This is a genomic window from Helicobacter typhlonius (assembly GCF_001460635.1).
GTDB lineage: Bacteria > Campylobacterota > Campylobacteria > Campylobacterales > Helicobacteraceae > Helicobacter_C > Helicobacter_C typhlonius.
Map to the genome: position 1 here is coordinate 1692187 of NZ_LN907858.1, position 19792 is coordinate 1711978.

Annotated in this window: 19 protein-coding genes and 2 pseudogenes; 11 read left to right on the forward strand and 10 right to left on the reverse strand. The window is 38.2% G+C overall.

All coding sequences use genetic code 11. The annotated features are described in order from the left end of the window. Nucleotides 1-209 precede the first annotated feature (209 nt). The 3 genes and pseudogenes from BN2458_RS08400 (at nt 210) to BN2458_RS08410 (ending at nt 3019) form a co-directional block, all read left to right on the forward strand. Nucleotides 210-509, forward strand: coding sequence for a hypothetical protein (locus BN2458_RS08400; protein WP_058122092.1), 300 nt, complete (start codon nt 210-212; stop codon nt 507-509). Nucleotides 510-736: 227 nt separating this feature from the next. Then, nucleotides 737-2021: pseudogene (locus BN2458_RS10615) on the forward strand (MBOAT family O-acyltransferase); the annotation flags it as partial. 44 nt (nt 2022-2065) lie between these two features. Then, nucleotides 2066-3019 (forward strand): hypothetical protein, encoded by a 954-nt coding sequence (locus BN2458_RS08410; RefSeq protein WP_034343371.1) that lies wholly within the window; start codon nt 2066-2068, stop codon nt 3017-3019. A gap of 94 nt (nt 3020-3113) precedes the next feature. Here the strand turns inward: BN2458_RS08410 and BN2458_RS08415 are convergent, their stop codons facing one another. The 8 genes from BN2458_RS08415 to BN2458_RS08450 form a co-directional block, all read right to left on the reverse strand. Beyond that, on the reverse strand, nt 3114-3506 hold the full coding sequence (locus tag BN2458_RS08415; protein ID WP_052082171.1) for a hypothetical protein: 393 nt from the start codon (nt 3504-3506) through the stop codon (nt 3114-3116). Nucleotides 3507-3528: 22 nt separating this feature from the next. Then, nucleotides 3529-4458: a 16S rRNA (cytosine(1402)-N(4))-methyltransferase RsmH gene (rsmH, locus tag BN2458_RS08420; protein ID WP_034327505.1), complete on the reverse strand. Its 930-nt coding sequence runs from the start codon at nt 4456-4458 to the stop codon at nt 3529-3531. An 8-nt stretch (nt 4459-4466) separates the two neighbouring features. Further along, nucleotides 4467-5048, reverse strand: a complete 582-nt coding sequence (locus BN2458_RS08425) for a hypothetical protein (RefSeq protein ID WP_034327503.1) — start codon at nt 5046-5048, stop codon at nt 4467-4469. Then, nucleotides 5041-5589, reverse strand: a complete 549-nt coding sequence (locus BN2458_RS08430; protein ID WP_034327501.1) for a hypothetical protein — start codon at nt 5587-5589, stop codon at nt 5041-5043. Before BN2458_RS08430 ends, BN2458_RS08425 begins: the two co-directional genes overlap by 8 nt. A 2-nt stretch (nt 5590-5591) precedes the next feature. Beyond that, a complete protein-coding gene (locus BN2458_RS08435) occupies nt 5592-6608 on the reverse strand; it encodes a hypothetical protein (RefSeq protein WP_034327499.1) in 1017 nt (338 codons plus the stop codon). Between the two features lie 64 nt (nt 6609-6672). Then, nucleotides 6673-7317 carry a lysophospholipid acyltransferase family protein gene (locus BN2458_RS08440; protein WP_034327497.1) on the reverse strand — a complete coding sequence of 215 codons (645 nt, stop codon included), beginning with the start codon at nt 7315-7317 and terminating at the stop codon, nt 6673-6675. After that, complete coding sequence (gene miaB / locus BN2458_RS08445; protein ID WP_081951485.1) at nt 7307-8785, reverse strand: tRNA (N6-isopentenyl adenosine(37)-C2)-methylthiotransferase MiaB; 1479 nt, start codon at nt 8783-8785, stop codon at nt 7307-7309. The genes BN2458_RS08440 and miaB overlap by 11 nt, the downstream gene beginning before the upstream one ends. 31 nt (nt 8786-8816) lie before the next feature. After that, nucleotides 8817-9059, reverse strand: coding sequence for an HP0268 family nuclease (locus BN2458_RS08450; protein WP_034327495.1), 243 nt, complete (start codon nt 9057-9059; stop codon nt 8817-8819). Between the two features lie 177 nt (nt 9060-9236). Between BN2458_RS08450 and nusA the strand changes: the two genes are divergently transcribed. Beyond that, on the forward strand, nt 9237-10418 hold the full coding sequence (gene nusA / locus BN2458_RS08455) for a transcription termination factor NusA (RefSeq protein WP_034327493.1): 1182 nt from the start codon (nt 9237-9239) through the stop codon (nt 10416-10418). Between the two features lie 91 nt (nt 10419-10509). Beyond that, nucleotides 10510-11952 (forward strand): ankyrin repeat domain-containing protein, encoded by a 1443-nt coding sequence (locus tag BN2458_RS08460; RefSeq protein ID WP_034327491.1) that lies wholly within the window; start codon nt 10510-10512, stop codon nt 11950-11952. A gap of 152 nt (nt 11953-12104) precedes the next feature. Here BN2458_RS08460 and BN2458_RS08465 read toward each other — a convergent pair whose 3' ends face one another. Together BN2458_RS08465 and BN2458_RS08470 are read right to left on the reverse strand one after the other, a co-directional pair. Continuing rightward, nucleotides 12105-13265, reverse strand: a complete 1161-nt coding sequence (locus tag BN2458_RS08465; RefSeq protein WP_034343369.1) for an MFS transporter — start codon at nt 13263-13265, stop codon at nt 12105-12107. 42 nt (nt 13266-13307) lie between these two features. Continuing rightward, nucleotides 13308-14018 carry a DUF2716 domain-containing protein gene (locus tag BN2458_RS08470; protein WP_034327487.1) on the reverse strand — a complete coding sequence of 237 codons (711 nt, stop codon included), beginning with the start codon at nt 14016-14018 and terminating at the stop codon, nt 13308-13310. Nucleotides 14019-14167: 149 nt separating this feature from the next. Here BN2458_RS08470 and BN2458_RS08475 point away from each other — a divergent pair, with 149 nt between their 5' ends. The 6 genes and pseudogenes from BN2458_RS08475 (at nt 14168) to gatA (ending at nt 19787) form a co-directional block, all read left to right on the forward strand. Then, nucleotides 14168-14998 carry a peptidylprolyl isomerase gene (locus BN2458_RS08475; protein WP_034343366.1) on the forward strand — a complete coding sequence of 277 codons (831 nt, stop codon included), beginning with the start codon at nt 14168-14170 and terminating at the stop codon, nt 14996-14998. Nucleotides 14999-15000: 2 nt separating this feature from the next. Next, entirely contained in the window at nt 15001-16086 is a 1086-nt protein-coding gene (locus tag BN2458_RS08480) for a hypothetical protein (protein ID WP_034327483.1), read from the forward strand. Beyond that, the gene (gene rnhA / locus BN2458_RS08485) at nt 16061-16501 is read left to right on the forward strand and encodes a ribonuclease HI (RefSeq protein ID WP_034327480.1); all 441 of its coding nucleotides are present in this window, start codon (nt 16061-16063) and stop codon (nt 16499-16501) included. The genes BN2458_RS08480 and rnhA overlap by 26 nt, the downstream gene beginning before the upstream one ends. After that, nucleotides 16494-17180: pseudogene (gene rnc / locus BN2458_RS08490) on the forward strand (ribonuclease III); the annotation flags it as partial. The gene rnhA and the pseudogene rnc, both read left to right, overlap by 8 nt. 137 nt (nt 17181-17317) lie before the next feature. Further along, complete coding sequence (aroC, locus tag BN2458_RS08495) at nt 17318-18397, forward strand: chorismate synthase (protein ID WP_034327478.1); 1080 nt, start codon at nt 17318-17320, stop codon at nt 18395-18397. A gap of 49 nt (nt 18398-18446) precedes the next feature. Next, a complete protein-coding gene (gene gatA, locus BN2458_RS08500; RefSeq protein ID WP_034327476.1) occupies nt 18447-19787 on the forward strand; it encodes an Asp-tRNA(Asn)/Glu-tRNA(Gln) amidotransferase subunit GatA in 1341 nt (446 codons plus the stop codon). Nucleotides 19788-19792: the final 5 nt, after the last annotated feature.

Genomic DNA, 19792 nt, shown 5'->3' on the forward strand with positions numbered 1-19792 from the left:
AATATTTCTGTAAAAACACGCTTAAAAGTTGCTTATTTAGGATTTTAAAAGCCAACTTCCTACCACAACTTTTCATAATTTTTTTAATTTTTCTATCCACAATACAGCCTTAAAGATTCCCCATTAATTTACTTCATATATTTGACACATTTTTTATTTTTATATATATTTGATGTGAAAGTTCAACCCTTAAGTTACAAGGAATCTTAATGCTCTTTAGCTCCTTTATCTTTATATTTGCTTTCTTGCCTCTTGCTCTTTTGGGATTTTATACACTCCAAGCAATGAAGCAATACACTCTGGCTAAAGTCTTTCTCATCGGCGCAAGTTTGTTTTTCTATGGATATTTTAAGGTTGAATATGTATTTATTCTTATTGCTTCTGTGCTTGTGAATTTCTACCTCGCTCGTTTGATTCTTGCTAACGGGGGGGGGGGGATATACAAAGGAAAGATGTATATAAGAGCGAAAGTGAATGTAAAAGGAGAGAAAATCAATATAATGAAATAAATCAAGCAAATGTTTATAACAATATCAATCCTCATATTGCATACGATAAATGCAAATCTCATATGCAATATAGGCAATATCATGAATCTCCTCTAAACATTCAATCTCATAGCCAAAATTTGCCTTACACATATAAATGCACTCAATCTCAATCCAACAATGCTAAACCTTTCCTCCTCCTTGGCATTATCTTTAATCTCTCTGTATTAGGATTTTTTAAATACACTGACTTTTTCTTAGAAAATTTTAATCTCCTTTCCAATCTCTTAAATTTTGATTTAAATATTCCCTTACCTCATATTCTTTTACCTCTTGCACTCTCTTTTGTAACCTTTCAACAAATTGCTTTTTTGATAGATTGTTATAAGAGAATAGATATAAGTGATATGCAAAAGCAAGGAGAACAAGACTCTAACATCAAACAAGATTCATATACTCAAGCACATAAGAATAACTCACATACTATTCACTTTATTGATTATGCTCTCTTTATCTCTTTCTTTCCTCAACTCATTGCTGGTCCTATTGTGCATCATAAAGAGATGATGCCTCAATTTGCTGCTTTAAAAAATACGCGCGCTCTTATTCATTGGGAGCATATGGCTAAGGGAATCTTTATATTCTCCATTGGATTATTTAAAAAAGTCTTTATTGCAGATTCTTTTGCTAAATGGGCAAATTGCTGGATTTAGTGTTGTAGAGAGTGGAGGAGGACTAAATATCTTTGAATCTTGGGCTACTTCACTCTCTTATACCTTTCAACTCTACTTTGATTTTAGTGGATATTGTGATATGGCAATAGGATTAGGATTACTCTTTGGGATAATGCTACCTATAAATTTTAACTCTCCTTATAAGTCTTTAAACATTAGTGCATTTTGGAGAAGATGGCATATGACTTTAGGGAGATTCTTAAAAAAATATGTCTATATTCCTTTAGGAGGGAATAAAAATACAAAGTATCACTCCTCTAAACATTATGATTTTATAAACAAGCTTCTTACGCTTAGAAATCTTTTTATTATAGCCTTTTTAAGTGGTATATGGCACGGAGCAGGGTGGGGATTTGTCATATGGGGAGTATTACACGGAAGTGCAATGTGTGTGCATAGAATCTATGGGCTTATACTAGAGAGATTCCAACTTCAAAAGAAAAGCTTTTTGCGGAGTAAAATCTATAAAATCCTTTGTTGGATTCTTACCTTTAATTTCTTAAATATCACTTGGATATTTTTTAGAAGTGAGAATGTAAGTGGAGCAATCAATCTACTTAAAGGAATGTTTGGGATTACTTGGGTCGAATTGCCTCTAAAGGCACATCGTATGCCTGCACTCTTAGAGCATATAGGAGGGAGGAATGATACTTTAATTTATATCATATTAGCGTTTGTGGTGTGTTTGGGGGTGGGGAATGCCATAAAATATATGCAAAATTATGACAAAAATGCAAATTTAAAATGCCTGTTTGCTATATTTTTTTACTATGAGCCTTCTTACGATGACCTTTGCTGAACGCGCAAATGAATTTTTGTATTTTAATTTTTAGGATTAAAACAATGAAGCATTATAAAATTCAATCTTTCTTAATGATAATTTTACCTTTAATCATCTGCCCAATACTTTATATCTTTCTACATTTTGGCAAAATGACTTATATGAATATCGAGTATCCAACCTACAAAGATGTGCAAAATAAGACTTTGTCATCACATAATGCCGATATTCTCATAATTGGGGATTCTCGTGCAAAAGCTGGTTTTATACCACAAGATAATACTCAAATTAATCTCGCTATTGGTGGGACAACACCTATTGTGGGATACTATACCCTCAAACGCTATCTATCACACAACAAAGCCCCAAAGATTATTATCTTATCATATGTATCGCTACATTATAGCCATATAGGCACTTTTTGGGAAAGGGCTATTAAGTTTGATTTTTTAGATATTGATGATTTTAAAGAAGTTGCTAGAAATGCTAAAACATTAAATGAATGCAAAACTTTAGAAAAATGTGAAATACTTGATTTTTTCGCATATAAAATAAATATTAATAATTTTAATGCTGAAATATTTAATGCTTTTAATGAGCTCATTAAAGGGCGCAGTCGCTATAAAGTCAATCTAAAAACTATGCAAAATTTAGAGCAAAATGGAGGACATTTTTTCTATGGGAAAAATTTAGGCACAAGTAGCCATAATTGGAAAGTAAGCCATAAAGACTTTATGCCAAATCCTCTTATAAGCTTGTATCTATATAAAATTGCCGAATTAGCCAAAGCTAACAATATACAAATTTTTCACTACCAAATGCCCTTTAACCAAAGCTCTTTTAATCATCTTAACGAAAAATTTATGAATGATTACAATGCCTTTTTAAACACTATGCAAGATACATATCATATCATATCATATCACTCAATAAAATATGGGCTTTACCCGATAGCGATTTTGGCGATGCTGATCATTTATATCAAGGCTCACCAAAGACAACAAAAGATATTTTAGATAAAATTAAAATCTATAATGAAACACTTTGAAGCAAGTTTTACTCGTAGTTTTTATTTAATATGACTTCTCAACACAGCAAATATAAACACACTTATCTACCCATCAAAAACTCATATCGCATACCCTCTAGCTCGTGTTTGAGACGTTTATTTTCATCGAGCAATATATCATATTGGGTTTGCAAATTGATAATATCCTTACTTAAGTAATAAATATTGTTTGTCAGGTAGATTTTTGGCACACAAAAAAACAGCACAAAAAGCACGATTAAAAGCCCGTTTCTAAGCTCTTTAAACCCTAAACTTGGCTTTTTTACCTCTTGTTCTTCTAAAGATTCTAAAAGTGCGTCCTTTTCCCACTCATTCACACGCTCGTGTTCTTTTGCAAGGCTCATTCTCTCATTTGCCTTTGTGTGCCACTCACCCCATTGATTAGTGCGCAATTTAGGTAAAATAATGTCTTGCAAAGGGTATTCTTCACTCATTTTCTCTCCTAAAATTCTTGCCCTATTTTATCGCAAAAATGCGTAATTTCGCACTACGCGAACGCCTATTTTGCGCGATTTCTTGCTGTGAGGGGATTATTGGCTTTTTGGTAAGAATCTCCCCTAACGCGTGATTATTCCCACATTCGCATTTATAATTTTCGCTCGGGCAGATACAGGATTTGCCCCATTGCTTAAAATATTGTTTAATGATTCTATCTTCTAGCGAATGAAAGGAGATAATGCCTACCTTGCAGTTTTGAATCTCCCCTGCTCGCGCAGCAGATTCTATACTTGAAAGCAAGGAATGTAGCTCATTTAGCTCATCATTAACTTCAATACGCAATGCCTGAAAGGCTAAGGTCGCCGGGTGCAGCCCACCTATGCGTGGAAAATACCCCTCAATGAGCGCACTTAGCTCCGCACAAGAGCTAAAGGGCTTTTTACCCCTCGCTTCTACGATAAGATGTGTAAGCTTTTTGCTCTGGCGCACTTCACCATAGATTCTAAAAATCTCCTCTAAATGCGTTGGGGAGTAGGAATTTAGAACCTTTTGCGCGCTAAGCTCACTCTCCATATCCATACGCATATCTAAAGACTGCGCGTTGAAGCTAAAGCCTCGATGCTCATCATCAAGCTGCATAGAACTTACGCCAATATCCGCAATAATCCCCCTACACAGAGGCAAAACCGCCCTATTTACAGAATCTAGCGCGGAAGAAAAAGTGCAGTGATGGAAATGTATGCTTGAAGCATATATCTGCAATCTCTCTTGTGCTAGGGCAATAGCAGAGCTATCTCTATCAAAAGCATATACTTCTGTTTGCTGGGAAGATTCTAAAAAAGCAAGACTATGTCCGCCATAGCCCAAAGTGCAGTCAAATAGCACACCGCCTTGCCACTGCAGCCCACTTACTAATTCATCTTTTAAGACTGAAAAATGCTTAAACATATAAAATCTTAGGGCTTAAAGTCATCAAAGCGCAATTTATTATCAGTGATAATTGGGTGCTCCGCGTAATCAGAATATTTAAGACTCAAAACCATCACAAAATAAAGATGTTTGCTTTTCTCGTCAAATTCCATCTTAATAGGAAGCTCCACTTTTACAAAATATGGCATAGAATTTGCCCATTCTATAAAATCCTCTATACTTTGTGAATCTACTGCGTATCCAACAATCTGATAGCGTGTATCGATAATTTCCTGCTCTTTGGTGCTACTTAGCTTTTTTAACTCGACTGCGCTAAATTGTGTTTGAAGAAGTTCAAGTAGCTTTGCCTCATCATTTTTGTTCTTAAGACTTGCCAAAAGCTTATGATTTTGGATAGAAAATGTCCTTAACTGCGCCTCTATGGCAAGATAATCCTTGTTGATTTGATTAAAGGTTATACGCGCTCTCCTGCTCTCTAGGGCTTGTTTTTTGTATTCTGTAATTTGCGGCATAAGAAAACTCATAATACAAAATGTGCAGATCGCACTAAATACCAAAAACCATACGAAATTCTTAAGGGCGTAGTCTATACGAAAATCACTACCCATCGTTAGACTCCTTTTGTTCTAGCTTCAATGGCTTGAGTGTAGGATTTGTCTTGCTTACAGATACAAAGTTAAACCACCCACTCATTAATGGGAAAAATTCTACTTTTGTTTGTGTGAAAACCGCGCGCAAAGGTGCTTCTAAAAGGAATTTATATACCTCTTTTGAAGGCGTCAAGCCACGCATAGCAAGTGTATTATAATCAAGCTCTATGCTTTTTACGACTATTTGGTCTGGTATGAGTCCGAGCAGATTTGACAAGCCATCTTTAAGGAGTTGATTTTGCATTTGGATCTCCTTACCAAGATTCACTTCATAATCAAGTCGCTCAATATAATCTTTTACCACAATCGCCTTAAGCTTCGTGTGCTGTATATCCTCTTGTATTTTTGTTTGTTCGTTGATTTTAGCCACACCTTGCAACTCTAGCACTTTTGCAAAAGCAAGAATGCTCAAAACTGCTAATATGGTATAAAAACACCAAATCTTTGTGTAACGTTTGAAAATACTCTTTGGTTTTGGTCGTATAAAACTATAACTCATCGCTAATCCCTTTTTAATTCTGCTTTTGCAAGTTCAATGAGTGCATCTGGGATATTTATCTCACGCACTTCTAAGTCAATCATCAATGCGTTGCGTATATGCGTTTGGGCTTGTTCTGTCATACCATAACTATCAAGTATCACTATAGATTCGATAAACTGCGCATTGTAAATTGGATTGCTATAAAATTCATTAATAGAATTTTTAAGAATCTCCACTGCATTTGAGGCACGAGCCAAGTCTTTCAAACCCTCTAAGCGCGATATTTCAGCCTGTTGTTGCTCTTGCGAATCTACCTCATCAGGTGCAAATTCCTTGCGGATAAGATCCTCGTCCAAATCCTCTAATTCGCCAATTTCATTGAGTTCATCAAGTGAGCCGAGTATAGAATCTAAATCGCTCAACTCCTGCAATGAATGCACTTCTTTCATCGAGCTTTTGTCATCATCACTCTGCTCTAGCTCTCCTCCCACCATAAAAAAACCACCAAAATACACGTTCTTTTGATTCGCCACAAGAAGCGTCATACTACCACGCTCCTGTAATACATAAAGCTTTATTTGAGAATCTAGCTTTTTTTTGATATTTTCATACACAATCACAAATGGAGAAAAGAGATAATCTAAGCCCAAAGCACGGATAAACTTCACACGATTTTCATCTATGGCGAGATTTTGGATATAAAAAAGCCACTGATTTGGCATTTCTATGATATGTGAAGTTTTTGTATTAATACCAAATTTAATCAAATCGCCCTTTTTCGAGCAATTTGCCAAACCCTGATTATAGGTCTTACTCATCGCACTTAAATAGGTAAAGGGGTATTTGCGCTTATAGTCTTTAATGAGTTTTGCTGCCTCCATTGGTAGCTCTTTATCCACAATTTTAAATTCTTTTGTAATGCTATTTTTTACGTGATTACTTTTTATCACCACGATTTTTAGTGAGCACACTTTGGCGTCAAGATTCACACCAATTAGAATCGTAGAAAAAAATGGACGAAGCAAAAATTTTAGCAACTCCTAGCCCTCACTTTATGTTAAATCATTATGAGCAAAAACATATTTGTGAATCTATAAGCACTTAGAGTTCCTTTTCTAAAGCTTTGCGCACTAGCTCTTTTGCTTCATCAAGATTCATATCTTTGTTAATGACAAATTCATCAAGCATATAATAATCTATGCGCGAAAATGGCTTAGGAATGCGGAATTTATCCCAGCTTTTAAATTCCCAATATCGGCTATATACGACGCGCAGAGGTATGATGGGCTTCCCTGTTTTTTGACTCATCGCCACCACGCCATTACTTATAGAGTGATAAGGTCCTTTTGGACCATCGGGGGAAAGCGAGACATCATAGCCCTCCCTTAAAAGCTTAAAAGATTCTATTAATGCCTTCAAACCGTCCTTAGAGGTGGAGCCACGCAGATTCTTTAGCCCAAACATCGTACATACATCAACCATTAATTGAGCGTCAAAATGATCGGATTGGAGTATATAAAAACCCTTATCGCGCTCCTTGCTTACTTGTGTTTGAAAATGATTATACAAAAAGGGCAGCATTAGGAGTTCGCCGTGCCAAAATGCACCGATGAAATTATGCGTTTTGCTGTATTCGTTGAGGTGAAATCTATGGCGAGTAAAGAAATACAAAAAACGCAAAAAGCCGTAAATAAGCGGAGGAGCTACCACCCCCATAATGCGCCGTTTTTGCTCTCTAGTTAGCATTGCTACCCTCTTCTTTTGCGCTTTTTTGCGTAAGATTTGAATCCTCATATAATGTATGAGATTGTGTGCTTGTTATGGGGGCTTTTATGTATGCTTTAAAATTGTGCGCGTTAAGCATTGTTGCGCTATTTAGATGCAATGCTTCTTGCAAGGATAGCTCTTTTATAAATTCTCCCATAAGCGCACCACCCTCACTTTGTGTAACTTTCACTTGCACAATAGAGCCAATCTCACATTTCCTGCCTAGAATCTTAATGAGTTTATTATTGCTACTTCGCCCTTCGCTCCATATTTGTCCCTCATTATCGCGGTGATTTTCAACAAGCACCTCGTGGAGTGCGCCAATCTCTTTTATCGCCTTTTTGCCTAGAATCTCCTTATGCAGATTCTGCAATCTCGCTAAACGCTCTTTAGCGACTTCTTGCGGCACAAGCAAACTTTTATCATATTCATATGCGCTCGTGTTCGGACGCGGCGAATACACAAAGCTATACAACGTGTCAAACTCCACAATACGAAGCACATCAAGCGTATCTTCAAAATCCTGCTCGGATTCAGTAGGAAATCCCACAATAATATCCGTGCCAATGCCTACATTAGGCAGCAGGGATTTAAGCTTAGCAATCCTATTAAGATACCACTGCTTATCATAGCCGCGTTTCATCATTTTGAGAATCTCGCTCGAGCCACTTTGTAGCGGGATATGTATGCCTTTGGCGATTTTTGGATTAGAGGCAAATTCCTCTAAAAATTCATCGTCCATATGCAGCGGGTGCGGGGAAGTAAAGCGGATTCTATATAATCCTTCAATCTCGCCCAAATTACGCAAAAGCTGCGTGAAGTTTGTCTTAGGGTGCGGGGTAGAAAATCTCACGCCATAGTGATTGACATTCTGCCCCAAAAGGAGCAATTCTTTCGTGCCATTTTGCACGAGCTTTTGCGCCTCCTGCATAAGCAAATGCGTGGGTATAGAAACCTCCTTGCCACGCGTGAAAGGCACGATACAATAGCTACACTTTTTATCACAGCCAATAGAGATGTTAAGCTGGGCTTTGATACCCATATTTTGCGGCGAGGCAAAGACATAGGCTGAATCATCGTAATCAATATCCACCTCAACAGCTTTTGGCGTATCAAGCACCTGCGTAATTTTAGACACATTACGCGCCCCAAGCACAAAATCCACACTCGGTGCTTTTTTAATAATCTCCTCTCCCAAATGACTCGCCGTGCAGCCACATATACCGATTTTTGCACCTTTCTTTTTTGTCTTTGCAAACGCGCCAATCTCCGAAAATAGCTTTTTTTCCGGCTTTTCGCGCACCGAGCAGGTATTGATGAGGATTAAATCCGCTTCTTTAGAATCTTGTGTGAGTGTGTAATCCAGCTTTTGTTCTAGCTCCGCAATCATATGTGCACTATCGCGCTCATTCATCGCACAGCCTAGAGTTTGGATAAAAAGCTTCATAAAATATTCTTGGATTGTGCTTTAGATAAATTTAGATAATATGAAGCTCATAAATATAGCTCTCCTCATCAATCCCATAGCGCACTTCGTGTAGATGTGTGCTATGCCCAGCTTTTTGGAAGAATGCGCAGGCTTTCTGCATATCTTTGTGTGAATTTTCTTTATCAAAGTAAAAAATATTGATCCCTTGAGTGCATTTTTTTAACACATCTTCGCAAGTAGTTTTTGTGGTTACCTTGCTTTTGTGCGCGTTTTTTGCGAGTTTAAGCTCCATTTACTATCCTTTTTAATTGTGATAAAGTTGCCCATTATAGCTAAAAATAGGCATATTTGTAAAACTTTAAGCAAAATTTTATTATAATCCCTGCTCCTCTAAAATAAAGCCCTGCAGATACAAAAGGGCTTAATCTACCTCAAATAAGAGAATCCTTAAAAGTTTAGGAGTGTTGTTTTGGAAAAGATTTTGGATATTATTGATTTAATTGCCTACGAAAAGGGCTTAGAACATAAGGTCGTGCTCGATATCGTAAAGGACGGACTAATAAAAATCGCACAAGATGAGATTAACCCCCTGTATGATTATTTTGTCGAGGAGGATAGCAAAGAGCGCACTTTAAAGCTTTTCTATCGTATGAAAGTATGTGCCGATAATGAAGTACTCAATGAGGAACAAAAGGCGCGTATGATGCCGCTCTCGGTGGCGAAAAAAGAATTAGGCGATGTGAGCGTGAATGATGAAATAGACTGCGAACTACAGCTTGATTCTATGAGTCGTGGGGCGATTAATAAGCTTTTTTTGAATCTTGAATACAATTTGCAACGTTCCATTGAAGACCAAATCTTACAAAATTTTCGCGCCCAGCTTGGCAAAATCGTGAGCGGACAAGTCGTAGGCGTAGATAGCCTAGGCAATACCTTTGTAGAGATTGATTCTATTCGCGCAGTTTTGCCGCAAAAAAACCGCATAAAAGGCGAGAGTTTCAAGGTGGGCGATACGATTCGCGCGATTTTGAAATTTGTAGGTATTAATCGTAATGGACTGCAAGTGGAGCTTTCCCGCACTACGCCTAAATTTTTGGAAGAGCTTTTAGCATTAGAAGTGCCAGAGGTGAAGGATAATGAGGTAATGATACACAAGAGTGCTAGAATCCCGGGTGAGCGCGCAAAGGTAGCAGTGTATTCGCATAATCCTAGGATTGATCCTATTGGCTGTTGCGTGGGCGTGAAAGGCGTACGCATTAATGCAGTGAGCAAAGAACTTGCAAACGAAAATATTGACTGCGTGGAATATCACAACAGCTTAGAAATATTTGTCGCCAAAGCCCTCACTCCAGCACAGATTCTAAGCGTAAAGATACAGGAACCACAAAAAGATGATAAAAATATAGAATCCACGCAAGATTCTAAAGAAAATCAAAACAACGAAAAAGCACCCGAAACAAAGCGCAAAAAAGCGATTGCACAGATTAAAACCGACCAAAAGAGCAAGGCTATTGGCAAAAATGGCGTGAATATTCGCCTAGCGAGTATGCTGTGCGAATGCGATATTGAGCTGCAAGAAATTACAGAATCTAAACCGACAGAGAGTGAAAAAGTAGGTATTGACGCGCTAAGCTCATTGTTTAAATCTTAGAATCTCAACTCAAAGTATATTGAATCTGTCAAGATTCAATATTTTGTTAATTCCAAGAAGTCAAATCACAACCAAAGCAAAAGGAGTGGGAATGAAAAAATGGCTTATATTGCTATGTATGATAAGTATATTTGTAGGGTGTGGTAATGAAGAAAATGAGATAAAGCAAAACCTGCAAGAGAAAAATCAAGAAGTGCAACAAGAAAATGTGAGCCAAACCAAAGAATCACAAAATCAATCCAAAGAAACTTTTATCAATGAAGAAAGAAGTTTGCGCTCACAAAGTCCTCAAAAGTGGTTAGAAAAATATGATGTTAATGCTAAAGATTCTAATGGAGAGACTTTGCTTATGTTTTTTGCAGCCTATGGGAGTGATGATGAGGTGAAATATCTTCTTGCACAAGGTGCAGATGTGAATGCTACAGATAAGCAAGGACAGAGTGCATTATTTTACGCGCTTTTTTGTGGAGCAGAGGGTTGTATATTTGATAAGGTTAAAACTCTTGTAGAAGCTGGGGCTAATGTAAATGCGAAAAATGTAAAAGGCGATAGTGTGTTGCGCGTGGCACTTGGTTCAAGTGAGGAGATAGAGGAATACTTAAAAAGCAAGGGCGCACTAGATTCTAAAAGCTTTGATGAGAGTATAAATAATTTGAGTGAGCAGGAGATAAGCCGTATTGCTAATCCTCGTTTGGTAGAGGTAGTGCGCACATATAATGGCAAAGTGGGTATAAAGTGTATAGCAGAGCTTTTGCAGAGTGATAACATTGATGAAGTTTTAAAAGAGGAACAAGAAGTTTCTAAAGATATATATGCGTATGAAGGACAGAGTGCATTGCTTCTTGCTGCAAAATTTGGCTATGATGAGTTAGTAGCTATACTATTAGAGCTTGGAGCAAATTCAAATGTTATAGGATATTATACAACGCCACTCCTTGAGGCGGCTACAAACAATTATTATCATATCTCAAAATTGTTGCTTGAACACGGAGCAGATGTAAATTTACGCGCACAAGATAATGGAACTACACCGATTATTGCACTTGTAGAGGGTGAAAGCAAAGGACTTTTATCTATTAAAGATGAAAAAGAGCGCACAAAAGAGGAAGATAAAGCCCGCATACCGCTTTTAGAATTGCTTATAAAATCTGGGGGTGATGTCAATGCACAAGATTTTGTACGTGAGGGGGATAACATAAATGCACTCTCTTCAGCATTAGAGTTAGAGAGGGAGAATCTCGCAGTGCTTTTAATACAATCAGGCGCAGATATCAAAGATGAAAGGTATCCACCTCTAAATGACGCGGTCAAATATGGGCTAGTCAATGCAGTAGAGGCATTACTCAAAGCAGGTGCAAATCCTATGCAAAAAGATTTATTTTATCAAACAAGTGCATTAGATATTATTGGTGAGAATAAGCTTGAACGAATGAGTAGTGAATATGCAAGAACACTTTTTCATTCTTTGGAGCCAGAGAAGCAATCGCGTATCAAAGAGCTTATCAATCAAGCGATAGAGACTATAAATCCCTAAAATACGAGAAGGAAGAGATATTGTGCGAACATAAGGCACGTAAAGCAAAGGTAAAGCCACGAACCCACACTTGCATATTTTTGTCTCCCCTTTTGTGTGAAGCAAGATTTTTATGCAACAAAAAAACCTAAAGCTTAAACCAAAGCCTATATCTATTTCTTTAGCGCTAAAATAAATGCAGGAAGTGCAAAAAGCGAAGCAAAAAGAGGATTAAACCCCACGCCTAAAAATGGTGCAACAACGACTAAGCCACCAATTTGATTTGCCAATGCGATACCTACATTAAAGGCTGCTTCATTCACACTCACCGAGCTATCCATAGAATCAGGTGTGTATTTGCGCGCCATATTCATCGCATTGACTTTGAGCGCTGGGATTGAGGCAAAAGATAAAAAACCCATAATCGCTAAATTAATCACAACAAACACTTGTGAATGGGCGCTCACACTCACAAGAGCGTAAAAAATAATTTGTAAAAAGAGCACGATTTGTAAAGCGCGTCTTGAGCCTTTATTGTCTGCAAGCCTACCGCCAAAAAGATTCCCTAAAATTGCAAATATGCCATAAAGTAACAAAATATATACAATGCTCGCCTCATTAAAATGGCTTTTTTGTGTGAGTAAATCTGTTACATAAGTATAAAGTACAAATGCCCCACCACAAGTGCATATCGTAATTGCATAGGCTTTAAGTAATGGAATATGTAAAAAAGCCTTAAAAAGTGCGTTTATATGCGTTTTGCAGCCTTGCAAATGGCTTGGCATAAAAGCAATTGCGCTGATAAAAGCAATAAGTGTGCAAAGGCAAATAAGCAAGAAAATAGATTTAAAGCCAAAAATCTGCCCAATAAATGTCCCCAAAGGAACGCCACTTACAAGTGCAATCGTCAAGCCTGATACCATTAATGCAAGATTACGAGATTCTTTTTCCTTAGAAGAAACTTGAATAGCCGTAAGTGTAGCAATAACAAAAAACACTCCGTGTTGTGTGCCTGCAACAAATCGTGCAATCACACTGAGTATAAAATTATCGCTCACATAAATCACAAAATTTGCCAAAGCAAACACGCCAAGATTGAGTAAAAGTTGCAATTTACGATTAAATCCGCTTAAAGGAATACTTAAAAGCGGCGCACCAACAACTACGCCTACCGCATACAAAGTCGTCAGCAATCCCGCCTGATTAGAATCTACGCCAAAATATGCCTTTACATCTTGTAAAACACCTGCGATAATAAACTCTGTAACGCCCATACAAAAAGAGCTAAGAGCTAAAACTAAAATTGTTTTACTTGCTGTATTAGTTGTTTTCATATTTTATACCTTTTGTCTCATAGAATCTTTTATATGCTCCTGTTATAGTTTTGTGTGAATGATACCTACCATTTCTACAATTTCAAAGCCAAAGAGTTTTTCATCATAATGACGCATTTGTTTTATAAAATGTTCTCCAAAAATTGTAATTGTAGTCTTTTTACCCTTACTTTCAAAATCAAATATGCCCACCATACCAAAGGCAGCTTGCTTACTCCTTGTATCATATTTGAAAAAAGCATAGTGGTCGCCATCTGGATAGAATGTAGGAAAGTAATAATTCACATCTTCATTTGCCTCATAGTATGGGTTACCTACATAATACTCTTCTGCCTCATCATAATATGGAAAACACTCTCCGCTAGGCTTTTTAGGATAATAAGCATAGCAAGAGTGTTGCCAATCAAGCACAATAACCTCATCTGCTGCTTTTTGCTCCTCTTTTTGAGCATAGGATTTTAAATTTGTAAGAGCATATTTATCTAAAACTTTCGCAAAAATTTGTGGCATTTTTTCTTGAAAGGCTTTATGATTGACTTTATCAAAATCCGCAATATAAATAATATGGGGCAATTTACGCACAATCTTTAAAATGTTCCAATGTGGCATCACACAAAATCCAATTCTTCCATACATAAAATCTGTTTCCTCTTCCCCTAACACTTCATAATTCTCATTTGGCACAATAAGCCTATTTTTATAAAATCTCTCTTGCTGAAGTTGCGCCCTTTTGCTCAATATACTCTTAATCAATATCGCCTCCAAATATTACTTTATCATTTCCACAATAATTGCAAAAGCGATATTATATTATAATTGAATGAGAGATTACAGATTTATAGAATCCTCTTTGTTGCTTATTGCTTTACATATGATAAAATATGCTTTTGCAAAGGATACAAATGAAAGCTATCGTTTATGTATTATTAATATGCGCGGGGGTTGGCTTGTATGCAGAGGTGGTAGCTGGGGTTGCACTGCGCGTTAATGGATATGCTATCACACTCTATGAGATAGAAAAAACGCAAAAAGAACTTAGAATCTCAAAACAAGAGGCAATTGATATACTTATCAACGAGCGACTACGAGATGATGAAATTGAACGATTTAAGATTAGTGTCGATGATTTTAAGGTTGATGAGGAGATTGCGCATATTGCTGCAAATATGAATCTTAGCAAAGAGCAGCTTCTGGCAAAAGTAACAAAAGATATGAGTTTGCAAGAATACCGCGCACAAATAAAAAAGCAGATTCAGACAAGGGATCTTATGCAAAGAATTCTAGCCTCAAACGTTAATATTTCAAGCGAAGAGGAACTGCTCAACTATTACACACGCAATAAAAAGGAGTTTATGGTTCCATCTTCTGTGCGTGTGGTGCGCTATCTCGCACAAAGTGATGATGAGCTGCAAAAAGCCATAGCTGCACCTAATAAAAATATCAAAGGTGTGCAAAAATTTAACGAAACAATCACGCTTTCCTCGCTTAGCCCGCAAATTGCACAGGTTTTTCTTAGCACGCCAAATAATGAATTCACACCTGTGCTTGCCACCGGTGGAAATGGATTTGTGTGCTTTTTAATTAAGGAGCGTTTAGGCGAAAGTCTGCTTGATTTTGAGGAGGCTAAACCAATTATCAATCAAAAAATTATGGCACACAAAGAGCAGAGTATCATTGCCGAGCATTTTAACAAAATCCGCTCAAGTGCAAATATCGTTACCTTAAGAGAATAGCAATGTTTTCTTACAAAGACCCACTTGTTGGCATTATTATCATTGTAGGAATCATTGCACTTGTAGCATTAATTGACTATTTTCGTAATCGCTACAAAGAGAGGCAAAAAGACATTTCCCTACGCAACCTTACAAAATCATATGATTTTATGGGGCTTAAAGATGGCGTAGAGGAATTTCTCGCCCTCTCGCAAAATCCCATTCCCACTCTGCAATTTATTGCAAATGCCTATATGCAAAGCGGCAATACACAAGAGGCAATTAAGATATATCTGGGTATTTTAGAGAATCTAGGGCATTCCGCCGATAACACGAAAGCAAGGATAAAGATTGAGATTTTACAAAATCTTGGTAGCGCATATTATCGTGCGGGATTTTTACAAAGGGCAAAAGATGTATTTTTGGAGATTCTCAAAAATTATCCCCGAAATCCACAAGTACTCATTTTTTTACTCAAAATCTACGAACATCTGCACGAATACACAAATGCCATTGACACACTGATGTGTATCGAGGAAATTTATGAAAATATGCCACCAAATCAAAACGAACGATTTATATATGGTTTGGAGCTTAACAAGGCGTATTTACAGACGCTACTCATCATCAATAGTATTGAGCTACCAATTGCGGATAAAATCGCCAAACTTAACGAAATAAAGAACAAAGAGCCAAGGCTTGAAAAAATCATTTTTGCATTTTTTAAAGATACAAATCCCAAGCTGTTTTGGGAAGAGATAACAAAGTGTGCACATAAAGAACATATGATTGATATGTTATGGCTTTTTGATGATAAAAATGTGCCACTGCAACAAATAAAAGATAAAGCTATCCTTGATATATATCGTGCAAAGGGATTGGTAATGGACGATCAAAGCTGTGATATTTTTGAGCTAGAAAATATGAGAATCTTAAAGCAACACTCACATATACAAGTAGATTTGGACTTTGAATATCGTTGCCATAGTTGTAAGCAGATTTTCCCTTTTGAAAACGCTCGATGCTCTCACTGTGGGGAATTACTCAATAATGATGTGCTACTGAAAATACGGAAGGTTGATAATGAAGCAAGTTACCCTTTATTGTGATGGTAGCTCGCTTGGGAATCCCGGTGCTGGCGGCTGGTGTGGCATCTTGCGCTTTAGGGAGAAGCAGAAGATTCTAAGAGGTGGCGAACCTCACACGACAAACAATCGTATGGAACTTTTAGCCGTGGTAGAATCCTTAAAAGCACTCAAAGAACCTTGCATAGTAAATCTTTACAGCGACTCCTCCTATGTATGCAATGGTATCAATGAATGGCTCAAAAAATGGCAAGCAAATGCGTTTAAAGATGTCAAAAATCCCGACTTGTGGCAGAGCTATTTGCAAGTATCCGCCCCGCACAAGGTCATAGCCCACTGGGTAAAAGGACACGCAGGAATAGCTGACAATGAGCTATGTGATAGCTTGGCAAGAGAATCTGCAAGAGAGTTTTTATCCAAAGGAGAGAATAATGCTTAATATTTTGCCAAAATCTCCACATTTACTGGAGGAAAAAATTGGCTATTCCTTTCGCAATCCTAAGCTTTTACTTGAAGCCCTTACACACAAGAGTTGTAAAAAACCCTATAACAACGAGCGTTTAGAGTTTTTGGGCGATGCGGTGCTTGACTTACTTGTGGGGGAATATTTGTTTAAAAAATTTCCAAATGCTAAAGAAGGGGAATTAAGCAAACTTCGTGCGTGTATCGTCAATGAAAAAGGCTTTATGAAACTCGCTAATTCACTCAATCTTGGGGATTTTCTGCATATTTCAGGGAGTGAGGAGAGCAACAAAGGGCGCGAGAAAGCCTCTATCCTCTCAAATGCCTTTGAAGCCCTTATTGGCGCAATTTATATGGAGACGCGCCTCACATACTTAAGTGAGATTGTGAATGATTTGCTCGAACGCAATTATGCAAAAATCGATTTGGCATCTTTATTTATGGACTATAAAACTGCCTTGCAGGAGCTTACACAGGCAATTTATGAGGAGATTCCAACCTATGAGTTAGTGAGTGAGAGCGGACCTAGCCATAATAAAATATTCGAAATCGCCCTCATCGTGCAGGGCGTGGAATATGCACGAGCTAAGGCACATTCTAAAAAAGAAGCACAACAGCAAAGTGCGCAGATAGCATACGAGAAACTAAAGCACAAAGACAAAGATTCTAAATCTATAAAAGGCGCAGAAACACAAAACAAGGCGGCGCAAAAGGTGGCTTCCAAAAATCCTAAAAAAGCGCAAAACCTCACAAATCTACCCCAAAACCAACATTTTAAAGCAAGGAGTAGAGAATGAATACCTTTGGCGTGGCATTTCGTGTAAGCACTTTTGGAGAATCTCACGGCAAAGGCATAGGCTGTGTGATTGATGGAGTTCCTGCTGGGTTAGCCATTGATGAAGCATTTTTAGAATCTGCTATGCGTGAGCGTGCACCCGGAAAAAATATCTATGCCACAGCGCGTAAGGAACCTGACAAAGTAGAGATTCTAAGTGGTGTATTTGAGGGAGCAAGCACTGGCACACCTATTGGACTATGGGTGGCAAACACAGCGACAAAAAGTAGTGATTATGAGAATATCAAAGATATTTTTCGTCCCGGACACGCAGACTTTACCTATTTTAAAAAATATGGTGTGAGGGATTATCGCGGTGGAGGGCGCAGCTCGGCGCGAGAGAGTGTAGCAAGAGTAGCAGCAGGTGCAATCGCGCAAATGCTTTTAAGAGAATGTGGGATAAGCGTTGAAAGTGGTATCTGCGCCATTGGCGATATTGTGGCAAAAGAGTATGATTTTTCACACGCGAGACAGAGTGAGATTTTCGCGCTTGACAAAGAATGCGAGGAAGCGCAAAAGACACTTATTGCAAGTGCAAAAAACGCTCACAATAGTATAGGTGGTGTGACACTTATCCGCGCGTGCAGACTTCCTGCTGGATTAGGAGAGCCACTCTATCATCGCCTTGATGGTGCATTAGCAGATGCGCTTATGGGATTGAATGCAGTCAAGGCTGTTGAAATTGGTGATGGTGTGCGTTCAAGCACACAATATGGCAATGAACATAATGATGAGATGAGCGCACAAGGATTCACAACCAATCATAGCGGGGGCATTTTGGGTGGTATAAGCAATGGCAATACACTCGTGATAAAAGTCCATTTCAAGCCAACGCCAAGCATTTTTATCCCACAACACACGCTTAACACACAAAATGAGGAGCAAATATGTCATATCAAAGGACGGCACGACCCTTGCGTGGCGGTGCGTGGAAGTGTGGTCGCTAAGGCTATGGTCTCGCTCGTGTTAGCAGATATGCTCCTTTTGCATACAACTTCACAACTCACATTTATCAAAAAAGTATATGAATGTTTATAGCTATTTTAAAGCAAGAAGATTCTATAATGCAAGGCTTTAAGGAGATAAAATGATAACACTCAAAAATGCGCTTACTAAAAGCGAGGGCGAACTCAAAGAAATCAAACAAGACCTTATCAAAAAAATAAAGGATAATATCGAGCTAAATGCCTATATCGGTAATGTGCAAGAGAGCGGAAGTGGTGTGCCAATCCTTATCAAAGATAATATCAATGTCAAGGGCTGGGAAATTACTTGCGCAAGTAGGATTCTAAAGGGCTATATCTCTCCTTATGATGCGCAAGTAATTACAAAGATTCATCAAAATAAGATGTGTGCCTTTGGACGCGCAAATATGGACGAATTTGCAATGGGTAGCACAAGCGAATCAAGCTGTTATGGTAGAGTGAAAAATCCCTTTGATACTTCGCGTGTGCCCGGTGGGAGCAGCGGAGGTAGTGCGGCGGCGGTGGCTGCTGGAATAGCTATTGCCTCGCTAGGGAGTGATACAGGTGGCTCAATACGGCAACCTGCAGGATTTTGTGGCTGTGTGGGGCTAAAACCTAGCTATGGTAGGGTAAGTCGCTATGGTTTGGTGGCATATAGCTCAAGCCTTGACCAAATAGGACCGATTACGCAAAATGTCGAGGACGCCGCACTTTTGATAGACGCGATAAGCGGATATGATGAACGAGATTCTACAAGTGTGAAACTCCCTACCCTTAGCACTTTTATGAATCTTGATAGTAACAAACGATACAAAATCGCTGTGCTAAAAGACTTTTTAAAAGACGCAACACAAGAGGTGCAAGAAGCCTATGAGAAAACAATTAAGATTTTAGAATCTATGGGGCATACAATCATTGAAAAATCTATGCTTGATACGCGCTATCACATCTCTACTTATTACATCATCTGCACTGCGGAGGCAAGCTCAAATCTTGCGCGTTTTGATGGTGTGCGCTATGGCACAAGGGCGCAAAGTGAAAATCTCAAGGATATGTATTACAACACGCGCAGTGCGTATTTTGGTGAGGAAGTCAAAAGGCGTATTTTACTTGGAAGCTTTGTTTTGAGTAGTGGATATTATGATGCCTACTATCTCAAGGCGCAACAAGTGCGGAAAAAAATCTGCGCGGAGTATGAGGAGATTTTCAATGAATGCGATGTGATTTTGCTCCCTATTGCGCCCTCTGTTGCTCCTAAATTTGGCGCGACCCATTCCCCACTTGAAATGTATTTAAGTGATATTTATACCATTGGTGTGAATCTTGCCGGACTCCCTGCTATATGTATGCCCGTGGATAAAGATAGCAATGGCTTAAGTATTGGTATGCAGCTTATAGGAGCGAAATTTGCCGAACAGACAATCCTTAATGCCGCCTATGGATTAGAAAAAGAACTCGCATAAGGAGA